The organism is Collinsella aerofaciens, from assembly GCF_039758815.1.
Classification (GTDB): Bacteria; Actinomycetota; Coriobacteriia; order Coriobacteriales; family Coriobacteriaceae; genus Collinsella; species Collinsella aerofaciens_BP.
In genome coordinates this window covers 1-22,033 of record NZ_JBDMSK010000029.1, presented here as the reverse complement: position 1 = coordinate 22,033, position 22,033 = coordinate 1, and the positions used below count along the sequence as shown (strand labels likewise).

The 22,033-nt window shown below is 60.8% G+C and carries 19 protein-coding genes; 12 read left to right on the top strand and 7 right to left on the bottom strand.

The features are described from left to right. Positions 1-112: 112 nt before the first annotated feature. The 6 genes from ABHT90_RS09230 to ABHT90_RS09205 all read right to left on the bottom strand — a co-directional run bounded on the left by ABHT90_RS09230 (position 113) and on the right by ABHT90_RS09205 (position 6,522). Positions 113-922, bottom strand: coding sequence for a gamma-glutamyl-gamma-aminobutyrate hydrolase family protein (locus tag ABHT90_RS09230; RefSeq protein ID WP_346982297.1), 810 nt, complete (start codon positions 920-922; stop codon positions 113-115). A gap of 52 nt (positions 923-974) precedes the next feature. Then, positions 975-1,739, bottom strand: a complete 765-nt coding sequence (locus ABHT90_RS09225) for an amino acid ABC transporter ATP-binding protein (protein ID WP_346982296.1) — start codon at positions 1,737-1,739, stop codon at positions 975-977. Positions 1,740-1,775: 36 nt separating this feature from the next. After that, positions 1,776-2,609 (bottom strand): amino acid ABC transporter permease, encoded by an 834-nt coding sequence (locus tag ABHT90_RS09220; RefSeq protein WP_117629933.1) that lies wholly within the window; start codon positions 2,607-2,609, stop codon positions 1,776-1,778. Continuing rightward, positions 2,606-3,265 (bottom strand): amino acid ABC transporter permease, encoded by a 660-nt coding sequence (locus ABHT90_RS09215; RefSeq protein WP_022094657.1) that lies wholly within the window; start codon positions 3,263-3,265, stop codon positions 2,606-2,608. Before ABHT90_RS09215 ends, ABHT90_RS09220 begins: the two co-directional genes overlap by 4 nt. Before the next feature lie 138 nt (positions 3,266-3,403). Continuing rightward, positions 3,404-4,399, bottom strand: a complete 996-nt coding sequence (locus ABHT90_RS09210; protein WP_089572306.1) for a glutamate ABC transporter substrate-binding protein — start codon at positions 4,397-4,399, stop codon at positions 3,404-3,406. 341 nt (positions 4,400-4,740) lie between these two features. Beyond that, positions 4,741-6,522 (bottom strand): 1-deoxy-D-xylulose-5-phosphate synthase, encoded by a 1,782-nt coding sequence (locus tag ABHT90_RS09205; RefSeq protein ID WP_346982295.1) that lies wholly within the window; start codon positions 6,520-6,522, stop codon positions 4,741-4,743. 228 nt (positions 6,523-6,750) lie between these two features. Here ABHT90_RS09205 and ABHT90_RS09200 point away from each other — a divergent pair, with 228 nt between their 5' ends. The 12 genes from ABHT90_RS09200 to ABHT90_RS09145 all read left to right on the top strand — a co-directional run bounded on the left by ABHT90_RS09200 (position 6,751) and on the right by ABHT90_RS09145 (position 20,215). After that, entirely contained in the window at positions 6,751-7,287 is a 537-nt protein-coding gene (locus ABHT90_RS09200; RefSeq protein WP_346982294.1) for an HD domain-containing protein, read from the top strand. Positions 7,288-7,290: 3 nt separating this feature from the next. Then, positions 7,291-8,310, top strand: coding sequence for a putative ABC transporter permease (locus tag ABHT90_RS09195; RefSeq protein WP_346982293.1), 1,020 nt, complete (start codon positions 7,291-7,293; stop codon positions 8,308-8,310). Positions 8,311-8,508: 198 nt separating this feature from the next. Continuing rightward, on the top strand, positions 8,509-9,786 hold the full coding sequence (locus ABHT90_RS09190) for an ammonium transporter (protein ID WP_346982292.1): 1,278 nt from the start codon (positions 8,509-8,511) through the stop codon (positions 9,784-9,786). 154 nt (positions 9,787-9,940) lie between these two features. Continuing rightward, positions 9,941-10,279, top strand: a complete 339-nt coding sequence (locus ABHT90_RS09185; RefSeq protein ID WP_099432138.1) for a P-II family nitrogen regulator — start codon at positions 9,941-9,943, stop codon at positions 10,277-10,279. Positions 10,280-10,353: 74 nt separating this feature from the next. Then, the gene (locus ABHT90_RS09180; RefSeq protein WP_158549320.1) at positions 10,354-11,016 is read left to right on the top strand and encodes a TetR/AcrR family transcriptional regulator; all 663 of its coding nucleotides are present in this window, start codon (positions 10,354-10,356) and stop codon (positions 11,014-11,016) included. Positions 11,017-11,116: 100 nt separating this feature from the next. Next, on the top strand, positions 11,117-11,803 hold the full coding sequence (locus ABHT90_RS09175) for an MFS transporter (RefSeq protein ID WP_346982291.1): 687 nt from the start codon (positions 11,117-11,119) through the stop codon (positions 11,801-11,803). 9 nt (positions 11,804-11,812) lie between these two features. Then, positions 11,813-12,379 (top strand): MFS transporter, encoded by a 567-nt coding sequence (locus ABHT90_RS09170; protein WP_346982290.1) that lies wholly within the window; start codon positions 11,813-11,815, stop codon positions 12,377-12,379. A gap of 109 nt (positions 12,380-12,488) precedes the next feature. Beyond that, the gene (locus ABHT90_RS09165; RefSeq protein ID WP_346982289.1) at positions 12,489-13,352 is read left to right on the top strand and encodes an HAD-IIB family hydrolase; all 864 of its coding nucleotides are present in this window, start codon (positions 12,489-12,491) and stop codon (positions 13,350-13,352) included. A 123-nt stretch (positions 13,353-13,475) separates the two neighbouring features. Then, positions 13,476-14,186, top strand: a complete 711-nt coding sequence (locus ABHT90_RS09160) for a TetR/AcrR family transcriptional regulator (RefSeq protein ID WP_346982288.1) — start codon at positions 13,476-13,478, stop codon at positions 14,184-14,186. A 12-nt stretch (positions 14,187-14,198) separates the two neighbouring features. Continuing rightward, on the top strand, positions 14,199-18,980 hold the full coding sequence (locus tag ABHT90_RS09155; RefSeq protein ID WP_346982287.1) for an acyl-CoA dehydratase activase-related protein: 4,782 nt from the start codon (positions 14,199-14,201) through the stop codon (positions 18,978-18,980). Positions 18,981-19,065: 85 nt separating this feature from the next. Further along, positions 19,066-19,575, top strand: coding sequence for an aryl-sulfate sulfotransferase (locus ABHT90_RS09150; protein WP_346982286.1), 510 nt, complete (start codon positions 19,066-19,068; stop codon positions 19,573-19,575). 190 nt (positions 19,576-19,765) lie between these two features. Then, positions 19,766-20,215: a hypothetical protein gene (locus ABHT90_RS09145; protein WP_346982285.1), complete on the top strand. Its 450-nt coding sequence runs from the start codon at positions 19,766-19,768 to the stop codon at positions 20,213-20,215. 122 nt (positions 20,216-20,337) lie between these two features. On the opposite strand, the gene ABHT90_RS09140 is transcribed toward ABHT90_RS09145, so the two are convergent. Then, complete coding sequence (locus ABHT90_RS09140) at positions 20,338-21,477, bottom strand: DUF389 domain-containing protein (protein ID WP_346982284.1); 1,140 nt, start codon at positions 21,475-21,477, stop codon at positions 20,338-20,340. Positions 21,478-22,033 lie beyond the last annotated feature (556 nt).

Below are 22,033 nucleotides of genomic sequence, written 5' to 3'. Positions count from 1 at the left end.
TGGCCTGGCGTCAGCATGCCGCGATTCAGTCGCGCGGGCAGCATTTCCCAGTTGACAAAACTATAGGAACACCCCCCCGGCTTAGGAGGCTTTAACCTGAGTGGTTCGCGAGCTAGCGGGCCTGCTTTACCTTTGCCGCCGCCTCGACAAACGACTTCCACAGGTTAAAGTCGGTCTCGAGCGTCTTCCACGTGTACTCAGGGTGCCATTGCACGCCCAGGCAGAAAGGCTGGCCTTCGACTTCGATGCACTCGGGAACGCCGTCGGTTGCCTTGGCGACCAAACGCGTGCTCTTACCCAGACGATCGACGCAGCAGTGGTGTGCGGAGTTGGTTTGGATCAGCCTGTGTCCGCCAACCGCGCGGTCGAGCAGCGAGCCCGGCACGACCTCGACGGGATGCACGGGGTCGTTGAGCACGTGGGTATGGCGCCACTGCGTGCGGCCCTCGCGAGCGCCCAGGCTCGGCACGTCCATGCACAGGGTGCCGCCAGTGGCGACATTGAGCAACTGCGTGCCGCGGCAGGTGGTAAAGAGCGGCTTTTTGGCGCGGAGTACCTCGCCGACCAGCTTAAACTCAAAGCTATCGCGGATCTCGCAGCAGAGGGTGGGGTCGTAGGGTCGATCATCGCCCCAACGTTTGGGGTTGACATCGGGGCCGCCGGGAATGGCGATGCCGTCGGCGATATCGACGTAATGACGGATGACCTCAATGTCCTCGGTGATGGACATCTGCAGCGGCAGGCCGCCGGCGGCAAGGATGGCATCGACAAAGACACTTGCGATTTCCTCGTTGGGGGAGAGCGTTTCGCTTAAAAAAGGCTTCGCCTCTTCCCAGCGCGGCGCCACCAGGATGAGCGGACGGTCGGCGGGGTCGACGTTGACGTGCGGGGTGTATGACGATGAAGTGCGAGTTCCGATCATAGGTGTTGCTTTCGAGTTTGGATGGTCATGGCGAGCAGATATGGCAATTGGGCTAGTGGCCCTTGATGGAGTTGAGGAAGTCTTGGGCGCGCTTGGTCTGGGGGTGGTCGAAGAACCCGTCGGGCGTGCCGGTCTCCACGATCTGACCGCCTGCCATAAACACGACACGGTCGGCCACGCGACGGGCAAAGTTCATCTCGTGCGTAATCACGATCATCGTCATGCCCTGCTGGGCCAGACGGACCATGACCTCGAGCACCTCGTTGATCATCTCGGGGTCGAGGGCGCTTGTGGGCTCGTCAAAGAGCATGGCCTTGGGCTGCATCGCGAGCGAACGGGCGATGGCTACGCGCTGCTGCTGGCCGCCCGAGAGCTGTGCGGGCACCTTATCGGCCTGCTCGGCAACGCCCACGCGGCCCAGCAGGTCCATGGCGCGCTCACGAGCCTCCTCCTTGGACACGCCCAGCACGTCGACCGGCCCCAGCATGACGTTCTGCAGTACGGTCATATGTGCGAACAAGTTGAACTGCTGAAACACCATGCCCAGCTCGGCACGCATGCGGGCAAGATCCTTGCCTTCCTGCGGCAGGGGCTCGCCCTCGATGAGGATCTCGCCCGAGTCGATGGTTTCCAGGCGGTTGATGGTGCGGCACATGGTCGACTTGCCCGAGCCCGAGGGACCGATCACGACGACGACCTCGCCACGGTCGACCGAGAGATTGATGTCGTTGAGGACGTGCAGATCGCCGTAGTGCTTATCGACGTGTCTGAGCTCGATCAGCGGCTGATTGCCGGTGGATGAGGTGCTCTGTGCCATGGTGCTCGGCTCCTTATGACTCGAAATGGTAAAGCGTTAGCGGATGATGGTCGCGCCGGTCTTGTGCGAAACGTAGACAGCGGCCTTGTTGATCGCGACGTTGATGAGGATGTAGATGACCGCGATCACCAGATAGACTGATACGAGCGCGTCGTAGTTGGTGATGAGCACGCGGGCATTTTGCATGAGGTCGGGGTAGCTCACCACGTAGGCGACGGTGGTGTCTTTGACTACGACCACGAGCTGCGAAATCAACGACGGAATGATAAACCGAATCGCCTGGGGCAATACGATTTTAAAGGTGATTTTGGCCTTGGAGAGACCGAGCGCCTGGGCTGCCTCGACCTGACCACGCGGCACGGCGTTGACGCCGGCGCGGAAGATCTCGGCAAGTACGCCGGCTGCAGCGAGCGCGACGGGAAGCGTGAGCATCCAAAACGACGGCAGTGAAATCTTGTACTGAGGCAGCACCAAAAAGAAGAAGTAGATGAACAGCAGGCTCGGCACGCCACGGAAGAAATCGGTGAGCACGCGGCAGACCAGCTGCAGCGGCTTGATGTCGCTGGTACGGCCGAGCATGAGGGCTAAGCCCAGTACCAGCGCGATGGCGCCGGCGGTGAGCGCGACCTTTACCGTGCCCTCAAAACCGGCAAGCAGGAACTTCCAGGTGGTGAGGTGCGTAAAGAAGTACCAGTAATGGACCGAAAGCTGGCCGGTCACATAAAAGCGCTGCAGTACCAGAGCGATGAGCGCGGCCACGGCAACAAGTGAGATGGCGGTGCCGACGCGAATCTTGGCGCGCATCTTGGGGCCGGGAGCCTCGTAGAGCGCATCGCGCATGGTGAGCGCGGAGGTGGAGTGCTTGCTCATCGGAGGATCCTCACCTTCTTATCGATATAGTTGCCAATGTGGCTCACCACAAAGGCCGTGCCCAGGTAGCCGAGCGCCGAGATAAAGAACGCGGCGACGCCGCCGAGCGAGCGCGTGTTGATGTAGCTCACCACGCCGGTGAGCTCCTGCGGTTTAAGCGGCACCTGACTGCCGAGCGCGGTGGTGAGCATGACGGCGATAAAGAGGTTGGTCATGGGCAGCACGCTCGAGCGCAGCGCCTGCGGAATCACGATCTTGGCGAGGATACGGCTGAAGCTCATGCCCAGCGAGCGGGCGGCTTCCACCTGGCCGACACCGACGGTGTTGATGCCGCTCATAAAGTTCTCGGAGCCAAAGGCAGAACCCAAGAGCACTGTGGCGACGATGACGCAGGTGCGGTAGGGCAGGACGACCTTGAGCGGGGGCAGCGCATAGACGACGATAATGAGCAGCGCGATGCCGGGGATGTTACGGAAGACCTGGACATACAGGTCGCCAAAGACGCGCAGCGGCTTGAGCGGCGACACGCGCATCACGGTGACGGCGACGGCCAGCACCATGGCGATGGCAAACGACTCAAGCGTCATGCCCCAGGTTGCTAGCAGCGCGTCGATATAGTTCTGGCCATAGAGCGACCAGAGCTCGGAGAGACTCATGCGGACCTCCCGCCGGTAAGGAAAGGGGCTCCCGTGTGTACGGAAGCCCCGACAACTCAGTGAGGAAACAGTTTAGCGCAATAAAGCGCATCGTGCGTTTCCGTATGGTTTCGTAGCGGCCGTTACTAGGCTCGCTGCCTAGGCGCCGATCTCGGGCAGCTCGGGAACATTGGTGTCGCCCGTACGGTCGCCAATGCAGATCTGCCACAGCTCGGTCCAGGTGCCGTCATCCTCGATCTTCTTGAGGAAGTCGTTGACAAAGGCGACGCCGTCGGAATCGAGCGGCAGACCGATGCCATAGGGCTCCTTGCTGCCGAAGGGCTTGCCGGCAATCTTGTACTTACCGGGCTCGCGGACCAGGGCGCTCTGCTGCATGTTGTTATCGATGACGTAGGCGTCAACGCGTCCCTGCTGAAGTGCCTGGCGGGCCTCCTCGTCGGTCTTGAACTCCTGCTGGCTGGCCTTGGGAGCGAACTCCTCCAGGATGGCGGGGCCGTTGGAGCCGGACTGGACGGCGACGTTCTTGTCGGCCAGGTCGTCGACGCTCTTGATGTCGTCGTTATCGGCAAGCACCAGGATGGCCTGCTGCGTGTAGTAATAGGGACCGGCAAAGGAGACGAGCTTCTTGCGCTCGTCGGTGATGGTGTAGGTGGCAAAGACGGCGTCGACCTGGCCGTTCTGTAGGACGGACTCGCGCGTGTCCGAGGTCACCTGGGTGATCTCGATCTTGTTCTCGCCCAGAATGTAGTTGGACAGGAGCTGCGCGATGCCGGCATCGAAGCCACGGGTCTGACCGTCTTTCTCGTTGAGGAGGGAGAAGAGCGTGGAGGTCTGAACGCCACCGATCTTAAAGACGCCGGCGTCCTTGACGGCCGTGGCCCAGGTGCTGACGGCGATGGCATCGTCATCGGCCTTGGGACCGTTGTTAACGAGCTTGTCGAATGCCTTGGCGTCGAGCGTGGTGGAAGCCTCGGTACCCTCGGAGCTCTTGGAGGAACCGGCGGCGGAACCCTTGTCGGCCTCGGCGCTGGTGTCGGAGCAGCCGGCAAGACCAAGGCCGGCGACGGTTGCGAAGGTGGCGGCAACGAAGCCGCGGCGGTCGAGAACGACCTGCTGGGAGAGGTTCTTGCTCATAGGAGAACACCTTTCTCAATAAAATCCCTAGCGGTTGAGTAGAGTTATACCCCATCCCGCTCAAATGGGTCAACACGAAATAACTCAGAAACATACTTGTCTTATAGGTTATTCTACCTACCAAAAAGGGACAGGTCTATTTTGGTAGGTTTTATCTGGGAAAACGTCGGTTATTGCTGCTGAGACGGCGTTTCGCGGACGGCGTGGTCGCTCGCGGCGGTCGCTATAATGGCGGCAACGCGACGCATATATAAGTATGGAGATCGCGTATGAACGGCTATTCGTTTTTCGCGCCGCGAAAATAAAAACCTCCGCATGGGTGCTTCCCTTGCGGAGGTTTTTTACTCGTTGAGTAGCCTTACGGCCTCGGCGGCCATGTTCTCGACCGTCATGCCGTTCTGAGCGAGCAGCTCGTTGGGGTCGTAGCGGTCGGGGAAGCCCTTGGCGATGCCGAAGGTGCGCGTGCGCACGGGCGTGCAGGCCAAGTAGCACGCGACGCGTTCGCCCCAACCGCCGTCCAAGATGCCGTCCTCGAGGGTGACGACAACGCGATGCTCGGCGGCAAGGCTGTCGAGGAACTCGCGGTCAAGCTCGGTTGCAAAGCGAGGGTTGACGAGCGTGGCCTCGATACCGCACTCGGCGGCCAAGCGGTTTGCCACGCGCTCGCCCAGCTCAAAGAAATCGCCAAGCGCGAGCACGGCCACGTCGCGACCCTGGCGCACCACGTTGTAACGAACGGCGCCGTAATCGGCGTCCTCGGCAGGCGCCAAGTCGGGGCGGCTTACCAAGCCAATGCCCGGCACGCGAATCGCCACGGGATGCTCGCGGTGATCGAGCGACCAGCTCAGCATGGACAGATATTCCTCCATGCAGGCCGGCGCCAAGTAGTGCATGTTGGGAAGACCGCCCAGCATGGAAATATCAAAGAACGAGAGATGCGTCTCGGATGTGGTGCCAAAGATCGACGCGCCAAATACCAGGATGGTTGCGGGGGCGTCGTTGAGGCACAGGTCGTGCCACAGCTCGTCGTAGGCGCGCTGCAAAAACGTGCCGTACACACCAAAGACTGGCTTGGCGCCCGAGCGCGCAAGCGCGGTAGCAAAGGTCACGGCGTGCTCCTCGGCAATGCCCACGTCAACAAACTGCTTGCCTGCCGCGGCGCGAAGCTCGGGCGTAAAGCCCATGATGTAGGGCGTTGCGGCCGTGATGCCCACAACCTGCGGATCGCGCTCTATGGCAGCGCTCAGGGCCTCGCCCGTAATGTCGGCATAGGTGCGCGGCGCAGGCTCGCTCGGATGGCCCGGGCAGAGCTTGCGCCCAGTCGCCATGTCAAACGGACCTACATGATGCCAGCGCTCGGGGTCGCTCTGGGCCGGCTCAAAGCCCTTGCCCTTCGCGGTGGAGACGTGCAGCACGATGGGATGATCGATATCGCGCAGTTCCTGCAGCACGTCGACTAGGGCCAACACATCGTTACCGGCGTCCAGATAGCGGTAGTCGAGCCCCATCGCGCGGAAAACGTTGCGCTCACAGGTGCCGTTGCTGGCGCGCAGCTCGGCCAGATTGCGATACAGGCCACCGTGGTTTTCGGCGATGGACTGGTCGTTATCGTTGACGACGATGATCAAGTTGCTGTCGAGCTCGGCGGCATTGTTAAAGCCCTCAAACGCCAGACCGCCCGAAAGCGAACCGTCGCCAATGATGGTAATGACGTTGTAGCTGTCGCCCGCCAGGTCGCGCGCGTGGGCAAGGCCGCAGCCCAGGCTCACCGACGTGGAGGTATGGCCCATGGCGAACAGGTCGTGTTCGGACTCGTCGGGATTGGCAAAGCCAGAGGCCTCGCCGTAGCGTGCCGGGTCGATATAAGTGTACGCGCGCCCAGTCAGCGCCTTGTGGGCGTAGGTCTGGTGCGAAACGTCAAAGACAATTTTGTCGGTGGGGGAGTTAAACACGCGATGGAGCGCGACCGTAAGCTCAACGACGCCCAGGTTGGGGGCAACGTGCCCGCCGACGGCGGCGGAGCTTTCGAGGATGGCGTGGCGGATCTCGCCGCAGAGCAGCGGAAGCTCGGCGCGGTCGAGAGCCTTGACGTCCTCGGGCGTTGTCGTTTGCGTAAGCAGCATCGTTGTGGGTTACTCCATGCGAATCGTGCGCCGGCACTCCCTCGGCCGGCACAATTGCACAAGACAGTCTCGCACATTTTGGCGTTTGATATGTGACGGCGGCGCGGTAATTCGCCAACTGGCGGGGCAAAACGTTTTGTCCGATGCCATACTAGTAAATTCGATGATGATTTTATTCATTGCGTGCAGGCTGCGACTTGCCGCCGAGAGCCGCTGGAAGGAGGCCGCATGTCCGATACCGTTCGTGCCGAGAGTATCGCGCGCGAGGTCGACAATGCCGCCCGTCAGCTGGCCCAGGCGGGCCGCTTGGACCTGACGTGTGAGTTTATCCAGCATGGCGACGTGACGGTCTATGCGCATGTGACCTCGGTGGCGCGGGCGAGCCTGTCTTTTGCCGAGCACCTGGGCCGTGTTGGCATTTCGGTCGACCGTGCCTCGCTGCTGCGCGGGGCCCTGTTACACGATTACTTTCTCTACGATTGGCATGACCCCGACCCGAGCCATCGACTGCACGGATTTCGGCATCCGTTTTTTGCCCTGGCGCGTGCGGAGGAAGATTTTGAGCTGACGTCGCGCGAGCGGAATATCATCGTGCGTCATATGTTTCCGCTGGTGCCGGTGCCGCCGACGTGTCGCGAGGCATGGATTGTGTGCCTGGCGGATAAATGGTGCGCGCTGCGCGAGACGATTGCCGGCCGTCTGCCGCGCAAAGACAGGGCGGACGATGACGTGAGCAGCGAATCGAACGAAAAGAGGAGTGGGTAGACGGTGGGAACCGCGATCGACATGGCATTTGACGGCGCGACGCTTGCCGCCTGTCCGCTCTCGGCGCTGGTACTCTCGTTTGCCTTCTACGGTTTTTGCGGCTGGGTATGGGAGTCGACAGTCTGCGCCATGCTCAACCACGGACGCTTTGCCAACAGCGGCTTTTTGCTAGGGCCGTGTTGTCCCATCTACGGTGCGGGCGGCATTGCGTGCTGGTTGCTGCTGCGTGGAATCCCAGACGCCTCGAGCCAGTTTGTCGCTGCCGCGCTCGTATGCAGCGTGATCGAATATAGCGTGGGCGTGCTGTTGGAAAAAACGACGGGTGCCCGGTTTTGGGATTACTCGCATCTGCCGTTTAACCTGCACGGACGCATCTGCCTGTACTGGGCCTGCGCGTTTGGCCTGGGTGCACTGTGCATTTGCCGTTTAGTGGAGCCGGCATTGCTGGGGCTGCTTGGCCATCTGCCGGTGCTGATTGTGCGGCTGTCCGCCTTTATCGTCGCGGTCGCGATGATGGTCGATGCGGTGTGCTCGTTGGCCAGCTGGCGGCGTCTGTCCGATCAGCTGGAGTGTGTGCGTGCCGACCTTGCCGACCGCATCAATGAGTCGCTTGCCGATGCCTCGGACTCAATGCTCGAACGTATTCCCGATTCTACGATTGACTCGGTGGCACAGACGCACATCCGTAGCCGTGCCGTTAACGCGTGGCTGGCCGAGCTGGGTGACGCCGCGCTCGATGCCCTGCGCGAGAAGGCTTCGATGCCGACGTTTATCTCGGATGGTGCTCGCGGCCTGGCGCTCGCTGCCCGCCGCGTTGCCGATGTCGCGCCGAGCATGCCGCGTCCGTCGCTCAGTCGTCGCCTTGCCGGCAAGCGCATGAGCCGTCCGGTGCCGAGTGTGTCGCTCAGCCGTCGTGACCTGCGCTTCTTTAACGCCTTCCCGCGTCTGCGCATCAATCGTTACGAGGGCGTCATCCGAGCTACCGACCTCCGCGACCGAGCCCGCGAGCTGTTCCGCCGCTAGCCGGGACGGGCGTGTTTGCGGCTTCCTTGCTCGCGTATTTCCCGTTCGTTTCGCGCCCGTTGCCGCGCCGTTTCCAAGATTGCGGCACCGTTTCCATTCGACAACGCAGCGTTTAACAACGCCGTATCTGGTCTACACCAGTTGCCCCTCGGCCGCATCATGAGCGCCGACAACGTTCATGCGACAAAGGGGGAGCGAATGTACGATACGGGATCGACAACGTTTATGCTCATCTGCACCATGCTCGTGTTTTTAATGACACCGGGTCTGGCGTTTTTCTATGGCGGCCTGTCCAGGCGCAAAAATGTCATCAACACCATGCTTATGTGCTTTGGCGCCATTGGCCTGGTTGGTGTACTGTGGATTGTTGCTGGCTGGTCGCTGGCCTACGGCGGCGACGGTTCCAGCCCGTTTATTGGAGGCCTTGACCAGTTGCTGTGCCTACCGGTGCTCAACCAGGTGCTGCAGGCGGCCGAGGGCAATGCCACGGACGGTGCCGTCTATCCTCAGATCATCAACATCGCCTTCCAGATGGCGTTTGCCATGATCACCGCCGCTATCGTCACGGGCAGCCTGGCAGGTCGCGTTAAGTTTGGTGTCATGACGGCTTTCCTGGGCATTTGGCTGCTCGTGGTTTACGCGCCGCTCGCCCACATGGTTTGGGGCGGCGATGGCTCCTTTATCGGCGACATCATCGGAGCGCTCGACTTTGCCGGCGGCGACGTGGTGCACATTTCGTCCGGTCTTACGGGCCTGATTCTCTGCTTAATGCTCGGCCGTCGTCGCGGCTTTGGCATGGTGAGCTATCGTCCGCATAACGTGCCGTTTGTGGCGCTGGGCGCCGGCCTGCTTTGGTTTGGCTGGTTTGGCTTTAACGGCGGCAGCGAGTTTAAGGCCGACGCCGTGGCGGCGCTCGCCATCCTCAACACCGTGACGGCCAGCGCGGCGGGCATGGTCTCGTGGCTTGCCGTCGAGCGCGTGCACACCGGTCGCCCCACGCTGGTGGGTGCCAGCACCGGTCTGGTTGCGGGCCTTGTGGTGGTCACGCCGGGTGCGGGCTTTGTCGAGCCGTGGGCAGCGCTGGTCATGGGCCTGATCGTCTCGCCCGTCTGTTACCTGGCCATCAGCCATCTTAAGACCAAGTTTGGCTACGACGATGCGCTCGACGCGTTCGGTTGCCACGGTATCGGCGGCATCTTGGGCGGTGTGCTCACGGGCCTGTTCTGCGTGCCGGAGCTCTCGTGGACCGGTAAGGGCGGCCTGTTCTACACGGGCGACGTGTCGCTGCTTGTCTCGCAGGTTCTGGGCATTGTGGTGACGGTCGTTATTGTGCTGGTGCTCGACTTGGTGGTCGCCGCGGTGGTCAAGGTGCTGTTCCACGGTAGCCTGCGCGTGGACGAGGCCGATGAGGCGCTGGGCTTGGATGCGAGTCAGCACGGCGAGAGCGCATATCCTTCTTTCTCCGGACTCGATTAGCAGCGCGGCTTTCCCAAGCACCCGACCTTGCCCCTCAAACCGTCGCTTGCGTACCGAAGTACGCGGCGCTCCTCTTTCGGGGCAATCTCGGGCACTTGGAAAACCCGCGTTATTGAATGGCAATTCATTTCTTTACTAAAGAGAGGAATTCATTATGAAGAAAATTACGGCTATCGTGCGCCAGGAGAAGCTTGAGGTTCTCAAAGATGCGCTGTTTGCTGCTGATGTTCGCGGCATGACTATCAACCAGGTGCAGGGCTGCGGCGCACAGCATGGCTGGAAGGAATACGTGCGCGGCAACGAACTGCTCGTCAATACCATCCCCAAGGTGCAGTTCACCCTCATCTGCGCTGATGAGCACGTTGACGGAATTGTCGACATCATCTGCAATGCCGCCCGCACCGGTGCCGTTGGAGACGGCAAGATTTGGGTCGAGCCGGTCGAAGAAGTCATCCGCATTCGCACCGGCGAACACGGCCCGGCCGCGGTGTAGAATCGACCGTCTGCCATCCGCAACGTTAAAATGCTGCAATGAGGCACAAGACTTGCGTTGCGGATGGGCGGATTATGGGTCGCAATAAATATCCCGAGGAGACGGTCGCGAAGATTCTCGACGCGGCACTGGAGCTATTCTGCGCACAGGGTTATGAGGGGACGAGTATTCAAGATATCGTTGACCGTCTCGACGGCATGACCAAGGGCGCTGTCTATCATCACTTCAAGAGCAAAGAAGAGATTTTCAACGCCGCGTTTGATCGGGCGATGACTCCGATTGTTGAGCACCGCCGCTCGATGCTTGGCGTCGGTAATATGACCGGAGCCCAAAAGCTCAAGCGACTGTACGCTCCCGAGTCTGTTGTTCCACAAATTGAGCTATGGGCACGTATGCGTCCTGCAGCAGATCCGGTAAAAAGCTCGCGCCTACTGGCGATGCAGTACCAGGGCTCATTTGACGAGTCGGCCGATGGCTGTCTCTTGCCAGTGATCGAGGAGGGCATCGCCGACGGCTCCATTGCGTGCGAATGCCCGCGCGAAGCGGCGGAGGCCGTATCGTTGTTGGCGAATCTTTGGCTGCTGCCATTGTTCCGTCCGCTCGAGCCCAAGGAGCGAATGCTCGCTCGCGCACAATGTTTGGCGCAGATGGCTGCCGCGGTGGGGCTCGATTTGGGTAATGAAGTGCTTCAGACAACGGCGCAGATTTGGGACGTATGGGACCGCGCCGGGTGGTAATATAGATACCAACGGTATGTAATTGATTTGTGAGGGTAGCCACGGCTGCCCTTTTCAAGTCATTAAATACATACTAGTGATATGTATAGGGGGTGGGCTTATGGCTGGGCTGAGAGACGTCGGCGTCTCGTTGAAATCAAAAACAGTGCGGTCAATCAGGCTCGCGGAACTTCTGGTTGCGCAGCTGTGCACGTATTCGATGCTGTCGGCGCTGTGCTTTGCGTATCCACTTTACTTGTTCGATTGCAGTGGATCGTCAACGTTATATGGCGCCGTCGTGGCGACGGCGTTCATACCCGGCGTACTCGCAACTCCGGCTGGTGGGATCTTAGCGGATCGGGGAAGACACCGCGAGGTCTTCGTGTCCCTCGGCATTGCTCTGATGACTGCATCACTGCTGTCTATCCCCATGAAGCGCTCGTTGCCTCTTGCGGTCGTCGTAGTAGCGATACTTTGTGTTCAATATGGTGTTCAATCGCTGCTAAAGCCAATGCTCCAAATTGAGACGGTGCGTATGGCGGGTGAAGAGAAGGTTGAGCGGGCCACTGCATTGGTTTCGCAGATGACCATGGTGAGCAATATCTTGGGTCCTGTGGTCGGGACGGCAGTCTATGGGTGCTTTGGCATCGATGCTCTTTGCACAACCGCGTCGGTGGCGTTTGCGATTTCAGCTCTCTTGTTTGGGGTCGCACTCAAGCAAAACGCCTCATCTGAAACGATGAGAGACGGCGCGACTCGCACGACATGCCGAAACGATTTTCGGGAGTCGATTCGGTATCTGTTGTAAAATGCATCATTGGTCGCTGTGATTTTGCTTGCGGCAGTTTTGAACCTTGCGTTGGTTGGGCCAACGATTGGCGCTCCCATTATTGTTACAAAGCATCTCGGCATGCAATCGTCCTGCGTTGGGATAGTTGAGGTTGCTCTGGGCCTGGGTGGTCTTACCGGCAGTGGCTTGGTCGGCATTTGGCCGCATCGTTTTTCTTTCAATGGCATATGCCGATATGTTGCGATGATCTGTTTTGGAGTCGCGCCGATTATTGTTACGCTGTTGTTCGGCGTAGATGTATGCGTGTTCACCGTGTTTGCGGTTGGTTCGGCATGGGTCATGGTGTGGGCGAGCATTACGTCGGTTGAAATCATCGCGTTTGTTCAGCGGGTAGCGCCGACTGAGCTCTGCGGAAAAGTGCTTTCGGTCGTTTACATGGTCCTTTCCTGCGCAACGCCTATCGGCCAATTGACGTACGGGGTTGCATATGATCGATGGACACCGGCGATTGTATTCGCAGCCATGTTGGCGGTGCTGACGTTGACGACGGCTCTGTTTTATCGGCTGAAAAATCGATTGCGGCGATTGTCTTAACGCGCTGGGGCACCGTGAATTTGTGAAGGCGGTGGTACGCCGCGCCGGGACGGCATTGTTTGGACATGCCTCTCCTTCGTCTACAATATCGGGCAGACGAAGGAGAGGCATGTCCATGATCAAGATGTTCGCGAGTGACTTAGACGGAACGCTGCTGAACGCCCTGCACGAGGCGGATGGGACCATCCGCCGCGCCATTCGCGAGCTGACTGAGGCTGGCCTGCACGTGGTTCCCGCGACTGGACGCTCGACGTTGCCGATCGGCGAGCATGGCTTTACGGGCTTGGCGCTTGACGCCTGCTGCTCCAATGGATCCATCGTGCGCGACAGCCATGGCGAGGTGCTCAAGACTTGGACCATCGATCCGCAGGTCACTGAGGAACTGCTCAAGGCGTTCCCGGACATTTGCTTCGACTGCTCTACGCCCGACGGCATGTTCTCGAGCGGTTCGTTCGAGATGCACCAGGCGGGCTTTAAAAAGGACAGCCCCATCAAGCGTATTGTGATGCGCGGCATGCGTGCGCGTGGCGGGTACCACGAGGAACAGTACTTCGACCAGTCGATCGGTGACATCCTGCGCCACGATGTGTGCAAGATCAACTGTCGCGTGACCTCGCCCGAGCTGGAGCGCGACCTTAAGGCGTATCTGGCCGAGCGCTCGGACCGCGTGGTCAACGCGCCGTTCGATCCGGTGATGTTCGAAATCACGGACGTGGCGTGCAACAAGGGCGAGAGCGTGGCCTGGCTGGCGGGCTACTACGGTATTGCCGAGGACGAGGTCGCGGTCTATGGAGACGGCGGCAACGACATCGCCATGCTCAAGCGTTTCCGCCACAGCTACGCGACCAAAAACGGCAGTGATGCAGCTAAGGCCGCCGCGAGTGCGACCATCGGCAGCTGCATGGTCCACGCCGTCCCCAAACACATGCTCGCCACCATGCGCAAACAGAACTCCCGCACCGTCATCGAATAATGTGACAAAGGGACTGCCCCCCCTCGTCACATCCAAAATATTGCCTTTACGTGTTGATGCACACGGTGTGCAATAATACTCGCACTGTGCAATAGCGCACAGGCTGAGTAACAAGGAGGACGCTTGTCCCAGCTCGAGAAATGCGATCGCCGGTCCCTTCGCTCGCAGCGTGCCCTTCGCCAGGCACTTGCCAGCGAGCTTGCCGAAAGCGGCGATCTTTCGCGCATTAATGTCGCGTCGCTCACCGAGCGCGCTGGCCTTACGCGCCGCACGTTCTATTCGCACTACCGCGATATTCCCGACTTTATCAATCAAATCGAGGACGGCTTGCTGGCCGAGATCCGTGAGCGCATTGAGCTCATCACCGCAGCTCAGCTGCCTGATCTCTATCACAACATCGATGAGCTCGAGCCGGCGCCCGGTTCGGTTGAGCTGCTGCGTTATCTTGCGGCCAACCGCGACTTAATCGGTGCGCTGCTGGGTCCGGGCGGCGACCAGGCCTTCATTAAAAGGATTATCGACACCGCGCGTGAGGCTGTGGTGCCGCGTGCGCAGACGGGCATTTTGGGCCTGGCGCTGGGCACGTTCTTTGACTACTACGTCACCTACGTCGTGAGCGCCGAGGTCGGCATGATTCAGCGCTGGTTTGAGCGTGGGCTCACCGAATCGCCCGAGGCCATGGCGCGCATTATGACGGTGCTCGCTTTTGTTCGTCCTGGTGACCTGTATGGCCAACCCATCGATATCAACGTGCCGGAATACGGCATGAAGCTATTGAACTTGCAGCTCGAGGACGCGGCCGACACCGCCGCAACCGTCGAGTCCAACTACTAAGAGGAGAAACAGATGAGTAAACTCGTCGAGGGCATTAAGGACCGTGTGGTCGCAGCCGCACGCGAGGCCGCGCCCGCCGTGATGGACGCTGCGCAGAAGGCTGCGACCGCTGCTGCCGAGAAAGTTGCCGAGGCTGTTGCTGATGCCAAGAACGTGGCAGGGGAGGCGTCCGTCACTAGCGAGCCCGCTACCGCTACTGAGCCCGTAGCCGCCGCCCACGCCCCCGAAGGCGCGATCTTCAACCCCGAGAACGCTCGTGGCAACCTGCACTTGGGCATCGACGTGGGCTCCACCACCGTTAAACTCGCCGTGCTCAACGACGACAACCAGATCGTCTACGCCAAGTACCAGCGCCACCACACCGACGTCCGTGCCTGCGCCCGCGACCTGTTCGAGGGTGCTGCGACCGTGCTGCCGGCTGCCCAAATGACCTGCGCCATTACCGGCTCGGGCGGCCTGCTGCTGTCCCAGTGGCTCGACTTGGAGTTTGTCCAGGAGGTCATCGCCAGCAAGCGTGCCGTCGAGACCCTCATCCCGGCCACCGATGTCGCCATCGAGCTGGGCGGCGAGGACGCCAAGATCATCTACTTTGACAACGGCATCGAGCAGCGCATGAACGGCACCTGCGCCGGCGGTACGGGCGCATTCATCGACCAGATGGCAACCCTGCTGCACACCGACGCGAGCGGCCTCAACGAGCTCGCGGCCAACGCCACCACCATCTATCCCATCGCCAGCCGCTGCGGCGTCTTTGCCAAGACCGACGTCCAGCCGCTGCTCAACGAGGGTGCCCGCCCCGAGGACGTGGCCGCCTCAATCTTCCAGGCTGTCGTGACCCAGACCATCTCGGGCCTGGCGTGCGGCCGTCCCATCCGCGGCAACGTCGCCTTCCTGGGCGGCCCGCTGCAGTACCTCTCCGAGCTGCGCCACCGCTTCTACCTCACGCTCAACCTGGACGAGGAGCACCGCATCGTGCCCCAAAACGCCCACCTGTTTGTGGCGAGCGGCGCCGCCATGGCGCACGAGTCCAACAAGCTCAGCACGTTCCCGCAGCTCATCGAGGCCATCGACAGCTTGGGCGACACACAGGGTGCCGAGGTCGAGCGTCTGGATCCGCTCTTTGCCACCGACGAGGACTTTGCCGAGTTCAAGGGTCGCCACGACCAGGAAGTCGTCCCCAAGGGCAAGCTCGACGGCTACACCGGCCGCGTCTTCATCGGTATCGACGCCGGCTCCACCACCATGAAGGCCGCGCTCGTGGGCGAGGACGGCCAACTGCTGCACACCTGGTACGGCAACAACAACGGCGACATCCTGGGTACGGCCAAGGTCATCATGGCCGATTTCTACAACCACATTCCCGCGGGCTGCACCATCGGCCACGTGACCACCACGGGCTACGGCGAGGCACTGCTCATCGAGGCCCTTAAGGCCGACTCCGGCGAGATCGAGACCGTTGCGCACCTGCGCGGCGCCAAGGCATTCCTGCCCGGCGTCGAGTTCATCCTGGACATCGGCGGCCAGGATATGAAGTGCCTGCGCGTCAAGGACGGCGTCATCGAGCACATCATGCTCAACGAGGCCTGCTCGTCGGGTTGCGGCAGCTTTATCGAGAGCTTCGCCGTCTCTATGAACATGGACGTGCGCGCGTTCGCCAACGCCGCCATCCATGCCAAGGCCCCCGTCGACCTGGGCAGCCGCTGCACGGTCTTTATGAACTCGCGCGTCAAGCAGGCGCAAAAGGAAGGCGCCACGGTGGGCGACATCGCGGCCGGCCTGTCCTATTCCGTCATCAAGAATGCCCTGTTCAAGGTCATTAAGCTGCGCGACCCCAAGGAGATCGGCAACCAGGTGATCGTCCAGGGCGGCACCTTTATGTCCGATGCCACGCTGCGCGCGTTTGAGCAGCTCACCGGCGTTCATGCCGTGCGTCCCGATATCGCCGGCTGCATGGGCGCCTATGGCGCTGCCTTGCTCGCCCGCGATCGCGCTGGCGCCGACGGCACTTCGACCATCCTCTCGGCCGAGGACATCGCGCACCTCACCGTGACGCAAAAGCATGTCCGCTGCGGCCGTTGCTCCAACAACTGCCAGCTTACCGTCAACGATTTTGGCGGCGGTAGGCGCTTCATTACCGGCAACCGCTGCGAGAAGGGCGCCGGCCACAAAAAGCAGAAGACCGAGGCCCCCAACCTCTTCAAAAAGAAAAACGAGCTGCTCTTTAACCGCGAGGTGCTGAGTCCCGACGAGGCCCCGCGCGGCACCGTGGGTATCCCGCGCGCGCTCAACATGTACGAGAACTACCCCTTCTGGCACGCGTTCTTTACGCGCTTGGGCTTTAGCGTGCAGTTGTCTGACCAGTCGAGCAAAAAGACCTACCAGGCGGGCATCGAGTCCATGCCGTCCGAGAGTGTGTGCTACCCGGCAAAGATGAGCCACGGCCACGTGATGAACCTTATCGACCGCGATGTCGACTTCATCTGGATGCCGTGCGTGCGCTGGGAGCGCAAGGAGGATCCGACCGCCGGCAACTGTTACAACTGCCCCATCGTCATGAGCTACCCCACGGCGTTGGCACTCAACATCGACGAGATCCGCGAGCAGAACATCGAGTTCCTGTACCCGTTTGTGCCCTATCACGACAAGACCGAGCTCAAGCGCCGCCTGTACCAGGTGCTCGCCGTCGACCGCGTGGCCGATGCCGAGGCTGGTCGCGGTCGCGTGCGTGGACCCAAGATCACGCGCTCCGAGGTCGATGCCGCCGTCAACGCCGCCTTTGAGGCCGATGCGCGTTTCCACGAGGACATCCAGACTATGGGCGAGGAGGCTCTTAAGTGGGTCGAGGACCACGGCGGTCACGGCATCGTGCTCGCCGGTCGTCCCTACCATAACGACCCCGAGATCAACCATGCCCTGCCCGAGCTTATCTCGAGCTTTGGCTTTGCGGTCTTTACCGAGGATTCGCTTGCGCATCTCGTGAAGCCCGAGCGCCCCATCCGCGTCGTCGACCAGTGGATGTACCACAGCCGCCTGTACGCCGTCGCCCGTTTTGTGACGATGCGCAACGACCTGGACCTGATCCAGCTCAATTCCTTCGGCTGCGGCCTTGATGCCCTGACTACCGACCAAGTGCAGGAGATTCTGGAAGCCAGCGGTAAGATCTACACCGTGCTCAAGATCGATGAGGTGTCCAACCTGGGCGCCGCGCGCATCCGCATCCGCTCGCTCATGGCGGCGCTCAAGGACCAGGAGGCCGAGCGCTTGGCCGAGGCCACGGCCGCGGGCGAGGCCTACGAGCAGGGTGATGCCGCGCCGGTGACGCCTTCCATGGATGCCCCCGCGTTCGCGAGCCGTAAGTACACGTTTGCGGCGCAGCGCGAGAGTGCTTCGACCGCATGGCCCAAGGTGCCCTTTACCGAGCAGATGCGCGACGAGGGCTACACCATCCTGTGCCCGCAGATGGCGCCGATCCACTTTGACCTGGTCAAAGAGGTGTTCCGCGGTGCCGGCTACAACTTGGAACTGCTGCCCTCGACCGACCACGATGCCGTCGAAGCCGGCCTGCGCTACGTGAACAACGACATCTGCTATCCGTCGATCCTGGTGACGGGTCAGATCATGGAGGCCATCGAGAGCGGTCGGTACGACCTGTCCAAGACGGCCGTGGTCATCAGCCAGACCGGCGGCGGCTGCCGTGCCACCAACTACATCGCACTCATCCGCAAGGCCCTGCGCGAGAGCGGCCACCCCGAGATTCCGGTGATCTCGCTTTCGGCAGTGGCACTCGGCGAGGATAACCCCGGCTTTAAGATTACGCCGGCGCTGCTTAAGCAGGCAGTCTACGCGGTGCTCTTTGGCGACGTGATGATGCAGATGCTCTACCGCTGCCGCCCGTACGAGGCCACGCCCGGTGCCGCCAACGCGCTCTACGAGGAGTACATGGCGCGCGCCCGTAAACTGGCGCCCAAGTTTAACCGCCACAACTACACCAAGCTGTGCCGCGAGGCCATCCGAGCGTTCGACACCATGCCGCTCGTGGGCGAGGGTACTAAGCCGCGCGTGGGCGTGGTCGGCGAGATCTTGGTCAAGTTCCACCCTACGGCCAACAACCACGTGGTCGATGTCATCGAGCGCGAGGGCTGCGAGGCCGTGGTGCCGGGCCTGCTCGACTTCTTCCTGTACTCCATGAGCAACGCCGAGCTGCAGAAGGACGAGTTGGGTAGCTCTGCTACGACGCGCGCGGGCATGCAAGCGCTCATCAAGCTTGTGGACTGGATGCGCACGCCGGTGGAGGAGATGCTCGAGAAGTCTCGCCGCTTCGAGGCGCCCGAGCGCATCGGCACCATGGCCGACAAGGCCCGCACGGTGCTTTCGGTGTGCAACAACATGGGCGAGGGCTGGCTGCTCACGGCCGAGATGCTCGACCTGATTGATCACGGTGCGCCCAACATCATCTGCACGCAGCCCTTCGCGTGCCTGCCTAACCACGTGGTGGGCAAGGCTGTGATCAAGGAGCTGCGCCGCCAGCACCCCGAGAGCAATATCGTCGCGGTGGACTACGACCCCGGCGCGTCCGAGGTCAACCAGCTCAACCGCATTAAGCTCATGATTAGCGTGGCCAAGGAGAACATGCGCGCCGGCAAGGGCTTTAAGCTCGAGAAGGTGGCGCCGCTCGCGATGGACGAGGTCACCGGCCAGATGCGTGCCCATGACGGCTGCGTGAGCTGCGGGCCGGCCAGCGAGGAGGCCGTGGCGTCGGTCGCCGAGCGTCTGGGGCGTGGCATTAAGAAGTAACTGGCCTGCTATGGGCTAGATATGGGACAAACGGGTGGTAGCCGTACCGGCTACCACCCGTTTTTGCTGGACATATGTTGCGCAAATGACCTTGCTACAGCCTTCCGTGGGCTCGCCAGAGTTTTGGGCCGGTTCGGGCTTTGAAGACAAGTTGCTGCAGGCCCAAGGCGATTTTTCGCTCAACGCAGGCCAGCACAGTGTGACCTATCTGCCGAGCTCCGATACGGCGGCAACCGCTCGCTACCAGGTGCTACTGTACGACAACAACTTTGGTGCGGCAGAAAGCTATCCCAAGTTCGACTGGGGTCAGCTGGGCGCCGCGGTGGTGACCGACTATAGCAAGGGAACGCATTCGTTTGGGCGAATCTTTACGGTGGACGTGACCGCGCGCACCTACGAGCTTGTGGACCAGATCGCAGTGCCGTTCTCGAGCTACGTAAGTAGTGCACAGCGCGTCGGCGATTCGAATAGTATGCTCGTGGCATCGGGCCAGGCCAAGACCTTTACTGAGTACGATCGCTATGGACTGCCCATCGCCACCTACGAGATGGAAGCCGAGAAGTACATCTATCGCGTGTACAAGTACGAGCTGTAGAGCCACGCTTAGGTTTGACCAATAGAGTATGAAAACACGCCGTTCGCCGATGCCCCCTCCGCGAGTGGTAGCCATATGGTTTGATGTTAGAAACATATAGTTGTCGCCAGCCTGCTGGCGACGTTCCCCCTGATATCGGAGGTTCCAGGTATGTTTCGCGCTCCGTTAAACAACTATCGGTTGGGCTAACATGGGTCGCCGCGCTATTTCGATAACCCTTGCAGTGGTCTGCTTGGCTGTGCTACTGGGCGCTACAGGGCTGTTTGCTATAAGCCGAGAAACGTCCTATATGCAGGAATGCGCTTCCGAAGGGTTTGCCGTTGACGGTTACTATCGGGATGACAAAACGAGTCGGGAAATCCTGGCCTTTCTTGAGGAGGATGGCTGTCGATGGCAGCTGGTCGACAAAGACGGAATCTGCACAGACGGGCAGTTTAAGCGTACGAACGATCCCAATATCCTGGTATTAAAGAAGGAAAACGGCGAAGAATTCGGCACGGTTCACGTTGCGTATATATCGCGCCGACGCGAGCAGGGCCAGCTCTATCTATTTAGAGATGGCAAGGTGACCCGATTTTATCTTGTGAGCACCGATTCGGCGTTTACGGTGGAGTCTGGCGATGTCGATGCGGACGTCTGATTCACGGCAATAAAACAGCGAGCGGGGCGCGGACATGAATCGCGCGCCGCTTTTTTGCTCGCGGCCTGCGTCGCGTCTCGTTCCGACTCGCGCCTGTGCGCGCATCCATCTCACATCCCGCATCACTTCACATCGAACTCCACGCGATCGAGATCGGGCACATTAAGGTCGATGAGCTTACGGGCGACGTGACGGTCGTGCGCCCCGAGCGCTTCGCTTGTCGTCACGTGGGCGACAGTCTGGCGCTCGACAAGGCCCTCCTCGTCCCCTTCGGTAGCCGAGGTCTCGACGGCGACGGTGTAATCCTTAAAGCCTGGCAGCACCGCCGCAAGCTCGCGCGTGGTCTCGGTGACGCCGTAGCCGTCCTGCACGCCGGCCTGCGCCGAGCCAATAGACCCCGCGGTCATAACGATGCAGGGGATGGCAAAGATCACCGTGCCCACAATAATGCGGCGGCGCACCTTGCGTGACAGCTCGTCGACCTCGGCATTTTCCTCGGCGGTCACAATACCGTCGCCGTTCAGGTCGCGCTTGAGCGGCACGCGCAAAAGAAGCAGCACGGCTTCGGCAGCCAGTGCGATAAAGACCACGTTGATGCCAAACTCGTAGAGCGCCGAGAGAAACAGCGATCCGCTTGCGATGGCGATGCCGTAGCCCGCCGCGCACAGGGGCGGCATGAGCGCGGTCGCCACGGCCACGCCGGCGATGAGCGTGGCGGGTTCCTGGTCGCGCGAGTTGCCCAGGCCACCCGCAAAGCCGCCCGCGAGGGCGACGGCAAGGTCCCACACGGTGGGCGTCGAGTTGTCGATGATGGCGGCCGTGGTGGTGCCAAGGGGCGAGAGCTTAAAATACAACGTGGACGTGACCAGGCAAAAGGCCATCTGCAGCGCAAGGCTGGCAATGGCCTCGACGGTAATCTCGCGGTCGAGCGTGGCGATGCCATATGCCATGGCAAGGACCGACCCCATAAGCGGGCAGATGAGCATGGCGCCCACAATGGCGATGTCTGAGTCGATATCGAGGCCGATGCTCGCGATGAGCATGGCGATGATGAGGATGCATAGGTGGGAGCCAGTCAGACGCGCTCCGTTTACAAAACGCTTGCGGATCACGTGATAGGGCGCGCGTCCCTCGCGAATGTTGAATGCGCGCTTGAGGAAGCGGGTGATGTTTTCCATGGCTTCGCTATGAGCGGGGCGGATGCCGTGACGACGATGATGACGCTCGCGCAGTCGCTTGAGCTGTTGTTTATCGAGTTCCATGTTTACCTCGTTCCAGCGCGGTCCGCGTATCCCGCTCGTCGCCCTTACTCTACACCGTGGCGGGCGGGGTGTCTGTTGGATGCGGAATCCGATAGGGCGGATGACGCGGGAGCAAATGCAAATCATAGGCTCAATTCGATCCTGCAAGAATATGATGCACCAGCTCCTTCAAATGTGACGAAACTGTGAAGCACGAGAGCGTGAATTTCAAAAAATACGCTGGTCGCCAATGTTGCGCAACAGAATTCAAAAATCGACAGCTACCGTTTGATACGTATGGATACATCCGTGTCAAAGGGAGAAAGCCATGGCAAACTACAGTCCACAACACTTTGGGCCTCGGGCCAAGACTGTCAACGTCAAGGGCGTTGCTAACCGCGCCGTCGCAACCGTTTTGACGGCGGGCCTCATCGCTCAGCCGCTCATGTCGCCGCTGGCGGCAATCGCCGCACCGTCAACCGATAACGGTGATTCTGTTCAGGGGGGTGTTCCTATAGTTTTGTCAACTGGGAAATGCTGCCCGCGCGACTGAATCGCGGCATGCTGACGCCAGGCC